The organism is Oryzicola mucosus (assembly GCF_014534685.1).
Classification (GTDB): domain Bacteria; phylum Pseudomonadota; class Alphaproteobacteria; order Rhizobiales; family Rhizobiaceae; genus Oryzicola; species Oryzicola mucosus.
On the sequence record NZ_JACVVX010000002.1, the window covers coordinates 306378 to 324028 of the forward strand.

The 17651-nt window shown below is 61.8% G+C and carries 17 protein-coding genes; 5 read left to right on the top strand and 12 right to left on the bottom strand.

Features of this window, described 5'->3' with window-relative positions:
* Positions 1 to 323 precede the first annotated feature (323 nt).
* Complete coding sequence (locus ICI42_RS24100) at positions 324 to 1586, top strand: calcium-binding protein (RefSeq protein WP_188164023.1); 1263 nt, start codon at positions 324 to 326, stop codon at positions 1584 to 1586.
* Positions 1587 to 1631: 45 nt separating this feature from the next.
* On the opposite strand, the gene msrP is transcribed toward ICI42_RS24100, so the two are convergent.
* The 6 genes from msrP to ICI42_RS08005 form a co-directional block, all read right to left on the bottom strand.
* On the bottom strand, positions 1632 to 2600 hold the full coding sequence (gene msrP, locus ICI42_RS07980; RefSeq protein ID WP_188164024.1) for a protein-methionine-sulfoxide reductase catalytic subunit MsrP: 969 nt from the start codon (positions 2598 to 2600) through the stop codon (positions 1632 to 1634).
* A 167-nt stretch (positions 2601 to 2767) separates the two neighbouring features.
* Positions 2768 to 4816, bottom strand: coding sequence for an elongation factor G (locus tag ICI42_RS07985; RefSeq protein ID WP_188164025.1), 2049 nt, complete (start codon positions 4814 to 4816; stop codon positions 2768 to 2770).
* Positions 4817 to 5028: 212 nt separating this feature from the next.
* Positions 5029 to 6732: an MFS transporter gene (locus ICI42_RS07990; protein WP_188164026.1), complete on the bottom strand. Its 1704-nt coding sequence runs from the start codon at positions 6730 to 6732 to the stop codon at positions 5029 to 5031.
* 223 nt (positions 6733 to 6955) lie between these two features.
* Positions 6956 to 7126, bottom strand: a complete 171-nt coding sequence (locus tag ICI42_RS07995) for a hypothetical protein (protein ID WP_188164027.1) — start codon at positions 7124 to 7126, stop codon at positions 6956 to 6958.
* A gap of 84 nt (positions 7127 to 7210) precedes the next feature.
* Positions 7211 to 7567 carry a hypothetical protein gene (locus tag ICI42_RS08000; protein ID WP_188164028.1) on the bottom strand — a complete coding sequence of 119 codons (357 nt, stop codon included), beginning with the start codon at positions 7565 to 7567 and terminating at the stop codon, positions 7211 to 7213.
* Between the two features lie 203 nt (positions 7568 to 7770).
* On the bottom strand, positions 7771 to 8838 hold the full coding sequence (locus ICI42_RS08005) for a lytic transglycosylase domain-containing protein (RefSeq protein WP_230980220.1): 1068 nt from the start codon (positions 8836 to 8838) through the stop codon (positions 7771 to 7773).
* A 266-nt stretch (positions 8839 to 9104) separates the two neighbouring features.
* Here ICI42_RS08005 and ICI42_RS08010 point away from each other — a divergent pair, with 266 nt between their 5' ends.
* Positions 9105 to 9620: a methylated-DNA--[protein]-cysteine S-methyltransferase gene (locus ICI42_RS08010; protein ID WP_188164462.1), complete on the top strand. Its 516-nt coding sequence runs from the start codon at positions 9105 to 9107 to the stop codon at positions 9618 to 9620.
* A gap of 26 nt (positions 9621 to 9646) precedes the next feature.
* Here the strand turns inward: ICI42_RS08010 and ICI42_RS08015 are convergent, their stop codons facing one another.
* Positions 9647 to 9967: a hypothetical protein gene (locus ICI42_RS08015; protein ID WP_188164029.1), complete on the bottom strand. Its 321-nt coding sequence runs from the start codon at positions 9965 to 9967 to the stop codon at positions 9647 to 9649.
* 275 nt (positions 9968 to 10242) lie between these two features.
* Here ICI42_RS08015 and ICI42_RS08020 point away from each other — a divergent pair, with 275 nt between their 5' ends.
* On the top strand, positions 10243 to 10455 hold the full coding sequence (locus ICI42_RS08020; protein WP_188164030.1) for a cold-shock protein: 213 nt from the start codon (positions 10243 to 10245) through the stop codon (positions 10453 to 10455).
* A 260-nt stretch (positions 10456 to 10715) separates the two neighbouring features.
* Here the strand turns inward: ICI42_RS08020 and ICI42_RS08025 are convergent, their stop codons facing one another.
* The 3 genes from ICI42_RS08025 to ICI42_RS08035 all read right to left on the bottom strand — a co-directional run bounded on the left by ICI42_RS08025 (position 10716) and on the right by ICI42_RS08035 (position 13199).
* The gene (locus tag ICI42_RS08025) at positions 10716 to 11330 is read right to left on the bottom strand and encodes a glutathione S-transferase family protein (protein WP_188164031.1); all 615 of its coding nucleotides are present in this window, start codon (positions 11328 to 11330) and stop codon (positions 10716 to 10718) included.
* Between the two features lie 104 nt (positions 11331 to 11434).
* Positions 11435 to 12289, bottom strand: a complete 855-nt coding sequence (locus ICI42_RS24105; protein ID WP_188164032.1) for an EAL domain-containing protein — start codon at positions 12287 to 12289, stop codon at positions 11435 to 11437.
* A gap of 4 nt (positions 12290 to 12293) precedes the next feature.
* Entirely contained in the window at positions 12294 to 13199 is a 906-nt protein-coding gene (locus ICI42_RS08035; RefSeq protein WP_188164033.1) for an EAL domain-containing protein, read from the bottom strand.
* A 221-nt stretch (positions 13200 to 13420) separates the two neighbouring features.
* On the opposite strand from ICI42_RS08035, the gene ICI42_RS08040 reads away from it, so the two are divergent.
* Positions 13421 to 14623 (top strand): pyridoxal phosphate-dependent aminotransferase, encoded by a 1203-nt coding sequence (locus ICI42_RS08040; protein ID WP_188164034.1) that lies wholly within the window; start codon positions 13421 to 13423, stop codon positions 14621 to 14623.
* 320 nt (positions 14624 to 14943) lie between these two features.
* On the opposite strand, the gene ICI42_RS08045 is transcribed toward ICI42_RS08040, so the two are convergent.
* Entirely contained in the window at positions 14944 to 15705 is a 762-nt protein-coding gene (locus ICI42_RS08045) for a hypothetical protein (protein WP_188164035.1), read from the bottom strand.
* A 741-nt stretch (positions 15706 to 16446) separates the two neighbouring features.
* On the opposite strand from ICI42_RS08045, the gene ICI42_RS08050 reads away from it, so the two are divergent.
* The gene (locus ICI42_RS08050; RefSeq protein WP_188164036.1) at positions 16447 to 16734 is read left to right on the top strand and encodes a GIY-YIG nuclease family protein; all 288 of its coding nucleotides are present in this window, start codon (positions 16447 to 16449) and stop codon (positions 16732 to 16734) included.
* 495 nt (positions 16735 to 17229) lie between these two features.
* Here ICI42_RS08050 and ICI42_RS08055 read toward each other — a convergent pair whose 3' ends face one another.
* A complete protein-coding gene (locus tag ICI42_RS08055) occupies positions 17230 to 17595 on the bottom strand; it encodes a hypothetical protein (RefSeq protein WP_188164037.1) in 366 nt (121 codons plus the stop codon).
* Positions 17596 to 17651 lie beyond the last annotated feature (56 nt).

The following is a 17651-nucleotide window of genomic DNA, read 5'->3' on the forward strand; positions in this document are numbered from 1 at the left end:
CGGTGTTGGAGGTTACAGGGCTATGCGGCGGACCTGACGTCACGGCCTCCCGGCGGAAGTGGTTCGCATCAAGGCGGCGTTCGCAAAAGCGGACGTCGCCTTCTTTTTTAACATGAGTTCTTGAGCGCTGCTCGTCGGTTGCCATACCAATTATGGCGTGTGCGGGAAGCTGTGACCGGGTAGTGCCAAGGGATCCGATCAGCAACACCTTGAAACGCAGAGCCAAGGTGATTTCGCCAAAAATATCGGCAAATGCCGACTATCGCCTGTCGTTCAAGCGGCCAGAATGCTGCACCGCTTCATAACGACAGGAGGACAACGCAATGCCGACAATCCGCCAGGACCAGGCAGGTGATCCCATCCAGATTTTGACAGAGTATCTCGACCGGGACGGATGGGGGATCACCAATCTGACCGCCACCAGTTTCCGCTGGGCTGATGTCACCGGCCCCGTCTACACTTTGGGTTCGATGACGGTGACCGGGGTGAACTTCGTTCCCAATGCCTTGCTCGGAACGATCCATTCTCTCAAGATCAATCCCGGTTTCATCGTACCCGGTCAGCCGCCCTACGTGCCTTTAGAGATCACCGGGCTGAACATCACCGTCGCCCAATTGCTTTCGGCATCGCTGCAAGGCGAGGCGGCGGTCTACGATCTGCTCGCCGACTATGCCTGGACTTACCGGGGGTCGGACGGCGACGACACGTTCAAGGGCGGCAATCTCGCCGACTCGATCAAACTCGGCGATGGCAATGACACCGCTTATGGCGGGAATGGCGACGATTTCCTGGAAGGCTGGGCCGGCAACGACAAACTTTATGGCGGCGACGGCGCCGATCTGTTTTACGGCAATACCGGCAACGACACCATCTATGGCGATGCCGGGAACGATGTGGTCTACGCCGCGGAGGACGATGACAAGGTCTATGGCGGCAGCGGCGCGGATACGCTTTATGGCGAGGCCGGAAATGATCTGCTCAACGGAGGCACGGGCGCCGACACGATGAGCGGAGGTACCGGCAACGATATATTCTACGTCGACAACGCAGCGGACAAGACGATCGAGGTCAACGGGCAGGGCAACGACAAGGTGATTTCGACGGTGTCGTACTCGCTTGCCGGCCAATATATCGAAACGCTCGACCTCGTGGGGACCGGCAACATCAATGCCACCGGAAACAAGCTCAACAATGTGCTGGACGGCAACAACGGTTCGAACATTCTGAACGGCATGGCCGGCAAAGATACGCTGACCGGCAAAGGCGGTGCCGACCGCTTCGTGTTCGATCAGGCGCTTGGCGCGTCGAATGTCGACACGATCACCGATTTCCATGCGCCGGACGACAGCATCCGCATCGACAACGCTGTGTTTTTGGGGCTTTCAGCAGGCAATCTGTCGTCCGCCGCGTTCCGGGCGAACACAACGGGCAACGCCGCCGATGCTTCGGACAGGATCATCTACGAGACCGATACCGGCGAACTCTATTTCGACCGCGACGGCAGCGGCAGCACCTATCAGCCGGTCCTGTTCGCCATCCTGTCGAACCAGGAAACCATAAGCTACAAGGATTTCCTGGTCATTTGACGGGCAGCTTCGCTGCAGGGGCCGGTTCTGCACTGGCCCCTGCGCTCACATGTAAAGCGTGCTTTCATCCATGCCTTTGTAGAGGCCGGCGACCTGTTCGCCATAGCCGTTGAACAATAATGTCGGCACCCGGTCGCCAGTATGCAGCACGCGTTCCATCGCCTGGCTCCAGCGTGGATGCGGCACTTTCGGGTTCACATTGGCCCAAAAGCCGTATTCGCTCGGCTGTATCGCCTGCCACAGCCCTTCCGGTTGCTCCTCGACAAACTCGATCTTGCGGATCGACTTGATCGACTTGAAACCGTATTTCCAGGGCAGGGCGATGCGGATCGGCGCGCCGAACTGCTTCAGCAGCGGCTTGTCGTAAGCGCCGGTTACCACGAAGGCGAGGTCGTTGGCGGCTTCGGCCATGGTCACGCCCTCGACATAGGGCCAAGGGTAGAGAAAGTCGTTCTGGCCCGGCGCCATGGCTGGGTCGAGAAAGGTTTCGAAACGCACGAACTTCGCCGCCGATGTCGGTTTGGCAAAGGCCACGAGGTCCTTCAGCGGAAATCCCGTCCAGGGAATTGTCATCGACCAGGCTTCGACGCAGCGGTGACGGTAGAGCCGGCTTTCGAGCGGCATCTTTCGCACAAGGTCGTCAAAGCCGATTGTCATCGGCTTTTCGACCAGGCCGCCGATCTCCAAATCCCACGGTCGAGTTTTCAGTTCCTGCGCATTGGCGGCGATTTCCTTGTAGGTGCCGTATTCGTAGAAATTGTTGTAGTTCGCGTTGATCTTTTCGGGCGTCAGGCTGCGGTCGAGCGTGTAGGCCTCGTTCTTCTTGGCCGGATACAGATCGGCCGTCGGGTCGGCGTCCTGCGCGCGCGCGCCGCGTGTGCCGGCAAACATGGCGGCGGTCGCCATGCCAAGCCCCATGCTTTGCAGGAGGGCTCTTCGGTTGAGAAAAGCCGACTCGGGTGTGGCTAGATGCTCGGCGATGGCCCAGGTCGGGCGGCGATGAATGAAAACCATGGCTTCGTCTCCTTCGGGAGATGCTTTGGAACGCCTGTCTGCACAGGCATCTTATAGAAGCCACTACGGTTCGAAAGCGCCGGATGTTTCATTGACGCCTCTATTTAACGATCAAATAGCGGTGATCGGCCGCGTCCCGTTGGATGCGGGCGCGGCCGACAGGTCATTCAGGCGGCTTTTCCGGCATTCACAGCCTGGTCCGCCAGCCGTCCGCTGAGCTCGGCCATATGATCGAAGATGGCGCTGTAGCTTCCAACACCCGCCGTGGCCGAGCGCAGTTCGACGATCAGGTCGCCGATCTCCGACTGCGGCATCGAAGCCTCAACGATGTCCCACCCGGGCCAGCCGGGCCGGGCGTCATAGCCGAGAATCTGGCCGCGCCGTTGCGGGACCAGCGCGGTGACGCGGGCGGTCGCATCGGACGGCGTGTAGATACGCACCTTCATGATCGGTTCGAGAAGCACCGAGCCGCAGGCGGTGATGCCTTCCTTCATCGCAAGCTTGGCCGCCATCTGGAACGCCATGTCTGACGAATCCACCGTGTGATACGAGCCGTCCGAAAGGTTGACGGTCAGGTCAACGAGCGGAAAACCGAGCGGACCCGATTTCAGGAAATCGCGTATGCCGGCCTCGACCGAGGGGATGTATTGCTTCGGCACCACGCCGCCGGTGATGCTGTCGGTGAAGGAAAAGCCTTCGCCGCGCGGCAGGGGCTTGATGTCGAGGACCACGTCGCCGAACTGGCCATGCCCGCCCGACTGCTTGCGGTGGCGTCCGCGCTGTGTGACGCCGCGCTTGATCGTCTCGCGATAAGGCACGGTCGGCGGATGGCCTTCGACGCCGATCTGGTTTCGGCCTTCCAGCTTCTCGCGCACCACGCGCAGATGCATCTCGCCCTGGCCCGACAAAATGGTTTCGCCGGAATCCTGGTTCTGCAGGAAACTCACCGAGGGGTCTTCTTCACCCAGCCGCTGCATCGCGGCAGAGAGCTTCACATCGTCCTTTCGCTCCTTCGGCCGCAGCGCGAATGAGAAGACGGGCTCGATCGCCGGAAGCGTGAACAGGGCAGGGATGCCGCCTTTCGCGGTACTCAACGTATCGCCGGTGCGGACGCCGTCGAGCTTGCCGAGAGCCACGGTCTCGCCGGCTGCTGCGGAAGGCTGCTTGGTCTGATCCTTGCCGAGAAGCCGGTATAGGCCGGAAACCTTCGCATTCGGGCCGCCCGCGCGCCAGAGCTCGGCGCCGTCGGCAATGTCGCCGCAGAGGATACGGCAGACCGACAGCTTTCCGCCATGCGCGGTGTGGATGGTCTTCATGACCTGGGCGACGCCGGCGGCTCCTTCGGGAACGCCCAGCCGCCTGCGGGTTTCCTCCACGCCCGGCGCATCGTGGCGGATCGCCTTGAGCAGGCGGAACACGCCATTGCCGCGCTCGGCCGTGCCGATCATGACGGGTGTGACCGACCCGTCGCGCAAATCGGCCGAGAGATCGTCGAACACTTCGTCCTTCGGCGGTTCGCGCTCCTCCAGCAACTGCTCCATCAAAAGGTCGTCATGGTCGGCGAGCGTTTCCAGCATCGAGAAGCGCGCTTCGATCTCGCGTTCCTTGTCCTCGCCCGGAATGTCTACGATTTCGGCGGTGGAAAAATCCTTCCAGATGTAAGCGCGCTCCAGCGCCAGATCGATCGAGCCGACCACGGCTTCGCCCTTGCGCAGCGGGATCTGCCGCAGCAAGAGCGGCGCGGCGCTGGCGGGCTGCAGCATTTTCAGCGTGTCGCGGACGCCCAGCGTCGCCTTGTCGATCTTGTTGACAAACACGATGCGCGGCACGCCGAGATCGTCGAGGCGGCGCATGATCATCTGGACGGCAGGTATCTTCTTCTCGTCGGGCTCCACCACGACCACCGCCAGATCGCAGGCAGCGAGAACCGCCTCCGCCTCATAGGCGAATTCCACCGATCCCGGGCAGTCGACGAAGGTGATGCTTTCGCCCATGAAGCTGCAGGTGGCGAACACTGCCTCCACGCTCATCGCATGCGCGCGTGCCTCCGGACAGTGATCGGACACGGTGTTGCCCGACGATACGGAATTCTGCTTGGCGATTGCCCCGGTGCGGGCAAGAATGGCTTCAAGAAGAGTGGTCTTTCCGCTGGCGTGGGGACCGACGATGGCAATGCATTTCGGTCCCGTGCGTCTTCCTCCGGCGCGATTACCCATGACGAGCTGACCTCCACTCAGGCGTTTCCTCCGATGAGCGGCGGCCGGCCTGTTCGGCCGTCGCGGACGCGGTTTTCAGCGCTAACCGTTTGTCCGCGGGCATGGTCCCACGGCTTGCCTATCAGGGCAAGAGGTTTGAAATCGAGGCTTCAGGCAAAGAAAAGCCCGGCAGGTTTGCGCCTGCCGGGCTCCGCGGTCGGACGGTGAAGCCGTCAGTCCCTGTCGCTGAGATCCGTACCGAGCGTGTCCTTGATGAAGATCATGCCGATGATCAGCGTCATGGCTGCAATCGCTATCGGGTACCAGAGGCCGTAGTAGATATCGCCCCTGGCGGCGCTCATGGCGAAGACGGTCGCCGGCAGCAGTCCGCCGAACCAGCCATTGCCGATGTGATAGGGCAGCGACATGCCGGTGTAGCGGATGCGGGTCGGGAACATCTCGACCAGGATGGCGGCAATCGGGCCATAGACCATGGTCACATACAGCACGAGGATGAACAGGACGCCGATGACCTTCGGCCAGCTGACCTGCGCCGGATCGGCCACCATGGCATAGGTGCCTGTAGCCTCGTTCAGCACCAGCGGGTAGCCCGCATCGTGCAGCGACTTGTGGACCGCGTTGTTGAAGGCGGTGGTCTGTGCGGCGGCATCCGCGCCGGCCTGTATGGCATCGAACGACGCAACCGTCTCGCTGCCCACCGTCACGGTCGCCGGGGTGCCAGGCGCCGCTGTCGTCACCACGTCGTACGGCACCGAGTTGCGGGCGAGGAAGCCCGTGGCGATGTCACAGGAGGTGGTGAACTTGGCGGTGCCGACCGGGTTGAACTGGAAGGTGCAATCGCCGGGAGCGGCGGTCACCGTGGCGCGGATGTCCTGCTGGGCCTGGGCGAGGGCAGGATTGGCAGCCCAGGTCAGTGCCTTGAACAGCGGGAAGTAGGTGACGATGGCGAGCGCCAGGCCGGCCATGATGATCGGCTTGCGGCCGATTTTGTCAGACAGCCAGCCGAAGAAGACGAAGAAGCCGGTGCCGAGCGCAAGTGCGATGGCGATCATGATGTTGACCGAGACGCCGTCCACCTTGAGCACGTTCTGCAGGAAGAACAGCGCGTAGAACTGTCCGGAATACCAGACCACGGCCTGGCCGGCGGTGAGGCCGAACAGAGCGAGCAGGGCGATGCGGGCATTCTTCCACTGGCCGAAAGCCTCAGACAGCGGAGCCTTGGAGCCCTTGCCCTCTTCCTTCATGCGCTGGAAGGCGGGCGATTCGTTCAGCGACAGGCGGATCCAGACGGAGATGCCCAGAAGCGCGGCCGACAGCAGGAACGGTACGCGCCAGCCCCAGGCGGCGAACGTTTCCTTGCCGAGCCAGGTCTGGATGACCAGGATGACGACCAGCGACAGGAACAGGCCCAGCGTCGCCGTGGTCTGGATCCATGAGGTGTAATAACCGCGGCGGTCATCGGGCGCGTGTTCGGCGACATAGGTCGCAGCACCGCCATATTCGCCGCCCAGCGCCAGGCCCTGCAGCATGCGCAGGATGATCAGGATGATCGGAGCGAGAATGCCGATGGTCGCGGACCCTGGCAGCAGGCCGACCAGGAAGGTCGACAGACCCATGATCAGGATCGTCACGAGGAAGGTGTATTTACGGCCGACGAGATCGCCGAGGCGACCGAACACCAGCGCGCCGAATGGGCGCACGAGGAAGCCGGCGGCAAAGGCCAGCAGGGCGAAGATGTTGCGAGTGGCTTCGGGATACTGGCTGAAGAAGGCCGTTCCGATAAAGGCGGCGAGCGAGCCGTAGAGATAGAAATCGTACCATTCGAAGACGGTACCGAGCGAGGAGGCGAAGATGACCTTCTTCTCCTCGCGCGTCATTGAACGGCTGCGCGAGCCGCTGGTGGCCGAAATTGCCATGTGCTGTGTCTCCTCCCGAGATCGTGCCGGCGGACACGCGGAAATCCCCTCCTGGAAATCCACCGACCTTGACGACTCAGGAATCGTAACCCTGGAGTACCGCCCGCGCCAATCGCTGCTTTGGGCTTATGACCTTAGTCGTAATTTCGGGCGCCGAGATGCCAGCGGACGAACCGCACCGCAAGCGGGGAGCGGGAGACGCTGCGTCTCCCGCAGAGCCGTTTCAGGCTGCCTTGTCTTCGCCGTGCTCGAGATAGCCACGGTCGCGCAGCCAACGTGCGATGATGAGTTCCACCATGGAGGAAACCGAGCGGTGGTCTTCCTTTGCGGCCTTGATCAGCGCTTCCTTGAGGTCGCGTTCGATGCGGAAGCCGAGAGGGTGCGTCTTGGTCATGTCGTATCCTTGAAAAGTGCCTGAGCGCCTTGGCCTTCAATCGAGGGGGCGCGGGGTATTGCCGCGATCGAGCGGCAGGGCTTTTCAGGAAAGAGCCGGCGGGCCTCGTGGCGCGGCATCCCAAAGGTTCTGGCGCTCTGCCGGCGCAATCGGCTGATCGGTCCGGTTCGGCGCTGAAAGACGATTGCGATAGAGGTCCTTGGGCAGCGCAGTTGCGGACCCGTCGGTGTCGAACTCGACGAAGGCGAAGCTTTTCTTGTCCTCGTCGGGGACACCTTGATCAGGCAGGCCAGCGGAATTCGTCGGGAGGATGGGGAGGTCGGCGGATGTCGAATGGCCGGCAGATTTGATGCCGGTCGTTCCAAACCCCGTGGCCGCACGCAGGGGCACGAGCGACAATGCCAGCACGCAGATGAACAGCAGCAAGGTGCGAAGTTGCACTTTGCCCCGATCCGTCCGCTGCTGTTGACGTTTCTGCATGATGCCGGCCGAGAGTCCGTGTCCTAGGGGTCAATCCTAGCAAGTCGGGCGGGCGCATACAATGTATGAGGAGTCACGTTTTTCGTGAAACCAAGAAAAACCCTTGTTCCAGCAATGATTTTGGCTGGAGCGGGATCGATGGCGTAGATGGAGCTCGAAGGGTCCTAGAAGAGGCCGAGCTTGATGTCCGGTTCCGCCGCAACGGAAATGGACTGCACCTTGCGGCTGCGGACGCGATCCCGGCCGAGGCCGGTCTCGTCGAGCAGGCCTTTGCGCTTGGCATCGAAATAATAGCCGCGCTGGTAGAGCTTGTCTGCCAGCCTCTGGTCGCCGTCAGCGACCATGAAGGCGCCGCGCAGATATTTAACGGAGTATTTAAGGTTGGTCTCGGCATCGAGCAGGCCGTTTGCCGGGCCGTCATAGCCCATGCCGCGCGCCGTCGCATGCTTGATCTGCATCAGGCCCCAATGACCCTTGTTGTAGGCTTCGGCGCGGAAATTGCTCTCGCGCTTGACCACGCTGCGGACGAGATCGACCGGAACCTCGTAGAGAGCGGCGTATTTCACGATCAGGTTTTCGAGGCCGCTGCCGGATTTCGCAGGCGCCGCAGGCACCGGAATTGTCGCAGGCTTATCCAACTTGGCAAAAGCCACGAGCTGGGCCTCCGGCTGTTCTTCTGCAGGCGCTTTTTTGGCAGCAGTTGCCGTCTTCGCGGCCGTTGGGATCAGCGTCGGAGCCGGCGGGAAGACCGTGGTGTCTTCGCTCTTGGCAACGGTCGCAGCCTCGGCTTTGGGCGCCTGTTCCGTCTCCGCTGCTTTCACAGGGGCCGGAGCGACGGCCTGCGGGGCCGGCATTGAGGCAGTTTGGGTCGTCGCAGCTGCTGCATTTTCGGGCGTAGCGTCCGCGATGGCGGGCTCCTTGGCCGCTGCTTCGGCTGTTTCAGCCTGTGCCGTCGGCAGTTGAGCGGTCTGGAATGCAGCGGTGGTGGTGGTTTTCACCGCCGCGTAGGAAACGGGAACTACGGCAACAGTGTCGGGAAGGGCAAGATCGGCGTCGGCTGTTGCCGTGCTCTGCGTGGCGGGAGCAAGGCTCGTCGAAAGCTCATTGCTTGTGGTGCTGCAGCCGGAGAGTTGGGCGCCTGCGGCAATCGTCACGGCAGCCAAAAAGAAGGTGTTGCGCTTCATCCCAGCCCTTGAAAGCTGTTTCTCATTAACCAGCAAAGTCACGTTCATTACCGATCGTTAACTTCTGCCCGCTCGAAGCCCATGTACACCAGCAACGATAGTTGAGCAATCCGGGAGCGGATGAACAAGTATTTCACCGAGATAACAGGATGTTTTCACTCACTATTTTTGGCCTGATCCAAAGATGGGGAAATCCATGTTCCATATTTGTTCTTGGATTGGATCACTGCTATAGTTAGCCGTTGGAGGTCGCCGTGAATGCTTCGCACAAACCAGTCCATGGACATCAGCTGTTCGAAACCGCCTTGGGGTGGATGGGTGTGGCGTGGAGCGAAAAGGGCGTAAGGCGGTTTCAATTGCCCGACCGCGACAAGGATCGAACCGCCAGTCAGCTTGCATCGCGCCTACCCACCGGCCTCGTCTCGACAGCCGCTGCGCCTGATTGGATCGATCGGCTGATTCAGGATGTAAAGATGTATGCTGAGGGTGCCCCAATCCAGTTCGCGTCCGTTCCGGTCAATCTCGATGGTGTCGATGCGTTCAGGCTGGCGGTCTATGCCCGGACTCGCCAGCTTTCCTACGGCGAGACCCTGAGCTACGGAGAGTTGGCGGCGCGTTCGGGATATGAAGGGCTTGCGCGTGAGGTCGGCCAGGCGATGGGTTCCAATCCGGTGCCGCTCATCATTCCATGCCATCGCGTTCTAGCCGCCGGAAACCGTATCGGCGGCTTCTCAGCACCGGGCGGCTCTGCCAGCAAACAGCGCATGCTTTCGCTGGAAGGCGTCAGAACCGGGCCGCCGCCCCCGGCGCAGGCGTCATTCGGCTTCTGAGGGCCGGCTTCTGAGGACGTAACCGCTCAGCGCCGGGGGAAAATGAAAAAGTCGTCGCTGCGAATCTTCATCTTGCAGTTGTAGACGGGGCAGGATTGGCGGTCGGCGCTTGGAACGAAGGCGCGTGTCGCCTCCATGCCAGGCGAACAATATTGGTCGGCAAGAACATAGCGATCATAACGCTGTACGCCCGATTGCGGCGATTTCCAGCGCAGGATGACGGCGCCTTCATTGACGACGGCGGATTGAATCTGCCGACACTGCATCGATGTCGACGTGTAGCGCGAGATTGCCTGGGCATCGGCGGCTATCAGGCAGAGGCAGGCGGCCAGCAAGAATTTTTTCATGGGATCCTCCGGGAACCTAGACCCGTTGATCATAACACCGTTGCGGGATTTTTGTTGCCCGCCGCCGCCGACTTTTTCGCGCGGTTTTGGCGAGATGAGACCAATGTCTCTTGTGCTGTCGCTTTATTTGCCTTATATCTGCGGCGTTGATATTTGGCCGATTGATCCGGGCCTGCGGTTTTCCCGTTTGCTGACGTCTATCTCCAAAATTTCGATACCATCAGTTGGGTAAGGCCCTGGCTGGAGTCAGCGTTTAGATACAAAGGAAAACTATCATGGCAACCGGAACTGTTAAGTGGTTCAACGCCACCAAGGGATTTGGTTTCATTCAGCCTGACGCAGGTGGTGCAGATGTGTTCGTTCACATCTCCGCAGTCGAGCGCGCAGGCATGTCGAATCTGGTCGAAGGCCAGAAGATCAATTTCGAGATCGAGCAGGACCGCCGCACCGGCAAGTCGTCTGCTGGTTCTCTGAGCAAGGCAGCCTGATTTTCGAGCGCGCGCCGGACGAAGGTCCAAGGCGTGCGGCGAGTCACGGATGTACTGGCAGTCGCGTGTTGAGCGCGCTGGAGTTTGAAGACTGAAGGACGATGCGGCAGATTGCCGTGGGCCTTTGTCTGAAACCTCTTTATCAGGCTACCAAGCCACGGAAGGCGGGATCTGTCCCGCCTTTTTTGTTGTCTGCAAGACCCTTCTGGACGGGTAGGCGACCCGACTGCTGACAGAGGAAATCCGGCGAGGTGCGCTCCCTAAGCGGGCAGCCAATCCATCGGCACATGCCCCGGATCCTGTTCGACGCGCCTCAGCCATGCTGCAACCGCCGGATAGCGCTGCACATCGAAACCGCCTTCATCCGCGACATGGGTATAAGCGTAGAGTGCGATGTCGGCGACGCTGAACTCATCTCCCGCAAAGAAATCGTTGGCCGCGAGATGCTTGTCCATCACGCCGAGCGCCTTGTTGCCGCGTTCCAGTGTGGCGGCGAGACGCTCGGGCGTCGCATCCTTGGCCCGGTTGGGGAATGTCAGCAAAGCGCGGCGCACCGCGATATAGGGTTCGTGGCTGTATTGCTCGAAGAACAGCCACTGATAGGTCAGCGCGCGCGCATATTTGTCCTGGGGCAGAAGCCGTGTGCCCTCGGCAAGAAACAGAAGCATGGCGTTGGACTCGGCGATGAAGCGACCGTCTTCGAGCTCAAGCAGCGGCACCATGGCATTGGGATTTTTGGCGGTGAACGCGGCCGAGCGCGTTGCGCCGTCATGCGAGCTGACTTCCACATTGCGGAAGGGGATGCCCAGCTTGGCCATGGCCAGGCGTGGCTTGTAACAGTTGCCGCTGTCGATCATCCCATAAAGCGTCATCATTGCCGGTCGCTCCCATTCTGCACGCGCTTTATCGCGCGCAGGCAGGCATCAATCCAACGATTTGTTTTGCAGCGATCCATCAGCGAAATTGAAGGATCGTCGGTTCACCCGAACAGCGGGACGACGACGCCTTCTCTGGGCCGCAGCGCCGAAAGCGCTCGCGCCGTCATGTCGATCACCATGCCCACCGGTTGCGTCATCTGGAGATAGCGTCCCTGTAGAAGGTCCGCCTGAGAGGCTATGGCGACGTCGAGATGGTGCTCGGTCTCGATGCCCTCCACAAGGACCGTCATGCCCTGGTCCTGAAGGCCGGCAACGACCGAGTGGAACAGGTGGATCGTCGCCTTGTCGCGGCACGCCTGGGCGATCAGCGTGCGGTCGATGCGCACAAGATCGGGGCGCATGATCTCGATGGCGTTGGCGTCGGGCTGATCGGCGCCGCCGAGCCGGAGCGCGACACGGATGCCGAGCGCGCGCATGCGGTCGGCAGCGGCCAGAAGCTGCCTGGTGCTCTGGGCGGCGGCGATATGGCAGATAAGGCGGCTGGCGCGGATCGAACCCAGCTCGATCTGCGCGGTCATGAAGGCGAGCTTTTCGAAAACGCGTGCCGCCGTTTCGCTGCGGGCAGGGGCTTCCATGCTGAAGATCAGCGCCATGTCCGTGGCGCAGAGCTGGCGGTGGTTGGCGAGTTGAAGCATGCCGAGCATTTCGGCAACCAGCCTGCGGTCCTGCGCCCTTACAGTGTCGAAGAACTCTGCGAAGGTGGCCGGATGGCCGTGACGATACGGGACGAGAAAGGTCTCCATCGCCGCCGGTACGACCGTCACGCCATCGCAGGCGAAGGCGGCCTTTGTCATGTTGCGAATGCGGTACTCGCCGTACACGCCGTACTCGATCCCCAGTTCGTCGGCAACGATGGCCCGCTCGAACATCGGGGCGTCAACGCCCTTGTCTGTCACTCAATCACTCTCCGTCCGATGATCCCGACCGGTCTCTCGCCGGTCCGTCCAGGGGTTCGGGGTCTGTTTCCTCTGGGCCTGTTTTCGATGCCGACGGATCTGCGCCCGCCTTGTGCTGCTCGCCGTCTTCCGCCGCGAAGACCTCCGGTACGATCTGCGGGCGGGCGAGCGCAAAGCCCTGCATCATCGAGACGCCCGCCTTCTCGGTCAGTTCGATCTGCCAGCCCTGCTCGATGCCCTCGAAGACGGTGCGGATGCCCTTGGCCTCGAAATTGGCGACCAGTGCCGACAACAGGCCGTAGCCCGCGGACGAATCCATCAGCCGGTTTATCCAGCGGCCGTCGAATTTGATGATGTCGGGCCGCAACTCGCGGATGCGGTTCATGTCGGATTCGTCCGAACCGTAATCGTCGACCGCGATGCGGAAGCCGCACTTGCGGAGAGCCTCGACGAGCTGGCGCAGCGCCTCGCGGGAGCCCGATTTCTGCTCGGTGACTTCGCACACCAGCCGCGCGGGCGCGATGCCGGCGATGTCGAGCACGGAGCGCATGTCCTGCAGCGCTTGTTCGACGACGGTCTGGTGGGTGAACAGCGACGGGTTGAAATTGACGAAGATGTCGGCCTCGACCGGCAGGAAGGCGGCTGCGTTGACGAGATGCAGATTGCGCGTCAGCGTCTCGATGTCGAGACGGTCGGACGGCGCCAGACGCGACAGGAAGATGTAAGGCGACAGAGCCTCTTCGCCATGGAATGGCCGCATCAGACCTTCGAAGGCGATAACCACGAGGCGCTCGTCCTTGAAGGCAAAAATCGGCTGGAAGGCGCTGTGCAGAACGTATTCGCCCCACACGCCAACTGAGGACCCGTCATCCTGCCGGATGATATGGGCGAGCGCGGTATTGCGCGGCACGGTCCGTTCCACTCCGGGGCTGAATGCGATGCTGAGCATATCATGGCACAGAGAGTTTTATTCAGCGTTAACATCGAACGGCGCCGATGTGCCAGGCGACACAGTCCATTGCGCCGGCCGGCCCGAAAACCGGGCCAAACGGCTTGCGATTCGGCCCTATATGCGGCAATGGAAGCGCGCGCGTTTTGTGAGCCGCGCCAACCCAACCCGGAGACCCGATCATGGCGTTCCTTGCCGATGCACTTTCCCGCGTTAAGCCTTCTGCGACCATCGCGGTCACCCAGAAAGCCCGCGAGCTGAAAAATGCCGGCCGCGACGTTATCGGCCTCGGCGCGGGCGAGCCCGATTTCGACACGCCCGACAACATCAAGAACGCCGCCATCGATGCGATCCGCCGCGGCGAGACCAAATATCCGCCGGTGTCGGGCATCGCGCCGCTGCGCGAGGCGATCGCCAGGAAGTTCAAGCGCGAGAACAATCTCGACTACAAGCCCGAGCAGACCATCGTCGCCACCGGCGGCAAGCAGATCCTGTTCAACGCCTTCATGGCGACCTTGAACCCCGGCGACGAGGTCATCATTCCGCGTCCCTACTGGGTCAGCTATCCCGAGATGGTGGCGATCTGCGGCGGCACATCGGTGTTCGCCGAGACCTCCATCGCCAACGGCTTCAAGCTGACGGCCGAGGCGCTCGAAAAGGCGATCACGCCGAAGACCAAGTGGCTGTTGATGAACTCGCCGTCCAACCCCTCGGGCGCGGCCTATACCGAGGCCGAGCTGCGCGCGCTGGCCAACGTTTTGCTCAAGCATCCGCATGTCTGGACGCTGACCGACGACATGTATGAGCACCTGACCTATGGCGACTTCGTCTTCAAGACCATCGCCGAGGTCGAGCCCGCGCTCTACGACCGCACGCTGACCATGAACGGCGTCTCGAAAGCCTATGCCATGACCGGCTGGCGCATCGGCTATGCCGCCGGTCCCGTCCAGCTGATCAAGGCGATGGACATGATCCAGGGCCAGCAGACCTCGGGCGCCTGCACCATCGCGCAATGGGCTTCGGTGGAGGCGCTGAACGGGCCGCAGGATTTCATCCAGCAGAACAAGGCGATCTTCCAGGCCCGCCGCGACCTCGTCGTCTCGATGCTCAACCAGGCGCGCGGCATTTCCTGCCCGTCGCCGGAGGGCGCGTTCTATGTCTATCCGTCCTGCGAGGGGCTGATCGGCAAGAAGACGCAAGCCGGTACGGTGATTGCCGACGACGCTGTTTTCACCTCCGAGCTTCTGGAGGCCGAGGGCGTCGCGGTGGTGCAGGGCACGGCCTTCGGCCTCGGCCCGAATTTCCGCATCTCCTATGCCACCTCGGAAAAGCTGCTCGAGGAAGCCTGCACCCGCATCCAGCGTTTTACCGCCTCGCTGGTGTAACGCTTCACGCCGTTTCGACCTTGCTGAGCCCCGGAGCGATCCGGGGCTTTTTGCATTCTGGGTGCGCCCTTCGAGGCGCGCCCTGTGAGGGTTTCGCTTTGGTTTGGGGCGTCTTGCAGGCTCGCGCCTCGGGATGAGGGCGGTCGGCGCGGGGCGGGGAGCCAAGGCGCGGACTGCTCCGCATCTCCCGGCTTTGTCCAACTCCGCTGAAACTTTGCTGACAGAAACGTCGGACCGCGAACAATCGGCCAACGGTTTTGGCGCGCGCAGGCGTGGCTGCGCGACAGCGGACAAAGCTGTTCTGTCGACAGGACGGCCGGTCATGAACTGTCGGGATGCTCCAGCGTCCACAGCGCCAGGCCGTGCACATCGTCCAGGGTGCGGTCGACCTCGCGGGCGTGGCGCGAGCCCGGTGCCCGGCCGCCGGGCGGCGGCCCGCCGCGCAGCGGCGACAGGCGATGACACGCGCCGCGCCGCCGCCGCTGCCGCCAGCGCACGAAGCGCCGGGCCTGGCGCGGCAGGTCGTCGAGCGCGCGGCCAAGCGCTGCGAGCCTGAGCCGCAGGCGGTCGGCATCGAGCGGATCGTCTGGCTCCGGCACCGGGCGGGCCGGGATAAGCGAGGGCGCGTCAAGCCCAAAACCGAAGCCGCGAATGCGCGGCACGACGGTCGGGCGCGACAGCTTGTGGCGGGGCAGGCGCAAGGGATCGAGCAGCGGCAACGCCATGGTCTGGGGCGCGGGACGGGGCGGCATGGCTCCTTTCGGCATCACGATGCCGGTGCCGCCGGGCGCACGCAGGAAGGCGGAGTGTTGCTGCGAAGTTCCAAGACGCGGGCGCTGGTGCGGCACAACCATGCCGCGCGCGGCGAGAATGATCAGCCGTCTTGCCGCCGCCTCTGCGGGACGCAGCAGCCGGAGAATGGCGCGATGCAGATGACGCGGCAGGGTGTTTTGGCCGACATCAATGCCGGCCGCACGTTGGCTTTCGCCAGCTGCGACCGTCATGCCGGCCATGGCGACGAGCAGGGCAAGCAGGCGCTTGAGCGCTGCCTGATGCTTGTCGATCGCCCCTGCCCAATCCATCGCCGCCTCCTTTCGATTTTCCAAGGCGGTGGGAGTGTAGAGCGGGGATGGGGAGTGTGGATAAACCGTGGGCGATTTTAGCGCCCGCACTTCACTCTCCCCCACCAAGGGGGAGATAGCGCCGGCATCGACGCCACCTTCTCCCCTTGCGGGAGAAGGTGCCCCGAAGGGGCGGATGAGGGGTGCTGGAAGAAACGAGGCGATGGGAGGAAGGGGAAACTTGTGCATCGGCGTGCAATACGCAGCCTCTCACTCCGTCCAACACCCCTCATCCGTCGCCTGTCTTTCGCTCTCTGCGTTCGCTCAAGGGCGACACCTTCTCCCGCAAGGGGAGAAGGGGGGGCGTCGGCGCTGACGATGCACTACCGCCAGGGCTCCGGGCGTTCATCACTTCAATCGACAAATCGTTGTCGATTGATCGGCTTCGCCGACCGCTCTTCACCCCGCAAGGGGAGAAGGGGGCGCGCTCCTTTCTGCCTTCGCAGGTGTTCCTCGTAAGTCACGGAATGGATTCCCGGGTTTCCGCCTTCGCTGCGCTCGGGCTGCACCCGAGAATGACGAAGGTGGGGTTGGCTCCGCCAATCTCCAGCGTCGGAGCTTGGCCGAGCCAATCCCACCTTCGTCATTCCTGGGCAAGCGAGGCGCAGCCGAGCGCGACCCGGAATCCATTCCGTGACAATGATGAGAGTACCAGCGGTGAAGAAAACTTGCTTTTCGTTTCCGCGGAGATAGCGTTTCATCATGACCGGCTATGTCTACATGACAGCAAGCAAGAAAGGCGGCACGATCTACATCGGCGTCACCAACAGCCTTGGCCGGCGTCTGCCCGAGCACAAGTCCGGCACGGGTTCTGCGTTCGCCTCGCGCTACGGCGTGCAGCGCCTGGTCTGGTATGAGGAGCATTTCGATATCCGCGACGCCATCCAGCGAGAGGCCTCTCTGAAGCGGTGGCCGCGCCAGTGGAAGATCGACCTGATCGAAAAGACCAACCCGGAATGGTTCGAACTGTTTCGCGGAACGGGGTGGTGAGTGGCGTGGGGTTTGCTCTGCGGTGCCTGTCCTTTACGTCAGGGAATGGATTCCCGGGTTTCCTGGCTGGGATCTGCTGGAGCACAAAGACCGCACGGGATAGCGATCTGTCGTCTGTGGAGTGACCGCGCCGTATGTGCGGTCAAGTTGAGAATAATGAAATTTAATAAGATCTTCGTCGCTTTGATCTTTATATTTTCGGGGAATACCCCTTATTTGATCTTTCATGCTCCAATCGAGCGGCTTCGATTTTTTATCCAACCACTCGCAACGTTCATTTTTTACCCAATTTTCCCTGACAAGAAGAATGCCCGGCAGGCCTGAGTCTCCATAGCCAAATTCGACGCTGCAGCACTCGCAGAACCAGAAAGTAGGATCGTTCCCGGAACTACCCCAAGGCATATAGGGATAGTGGTTCAAGCCGCAAACGCGGCATTTATACTTGTCCATTCAAGTGCTGGTTGTCCAAATTGGGATAAAGCAGGGGATACCCCCTCACTTCGACGCATACACCGTGCAGCGGCCGGCGGTTTTGACCTTGTATTTGGTGAAGACCGAGTTGCAGTCGGCCAGAGCGCGCTCCTCGGCGGCTTTTTGCGTCGGCGCGTTGTAGGAGCGGCCGCAGAAGAAGGCTTCGGTTTCGGCGCGGTGCGTTTGCGCATAGGCCGAGTGGCCGGAGGCGGCGACATAATCCTTGTAGGCCTGCTGGCAGGGGCCTTTCGTCTGGCCGAACTGCGCCGCGTAGCGCTGGTCGCCGACCTTGCCGGCAAGCGATTCCGCCGATGCCGCGAGAGGCGCTGCGGCGACAAGTATTCCCGCCAGCATCACGACGAATGCCGGCCGCACAGATTTCAGTATCATTCCCAAATCCCCCGATGGATGAAGGAAATCTAGCCGCCCTCAAGACGATCGAAAAG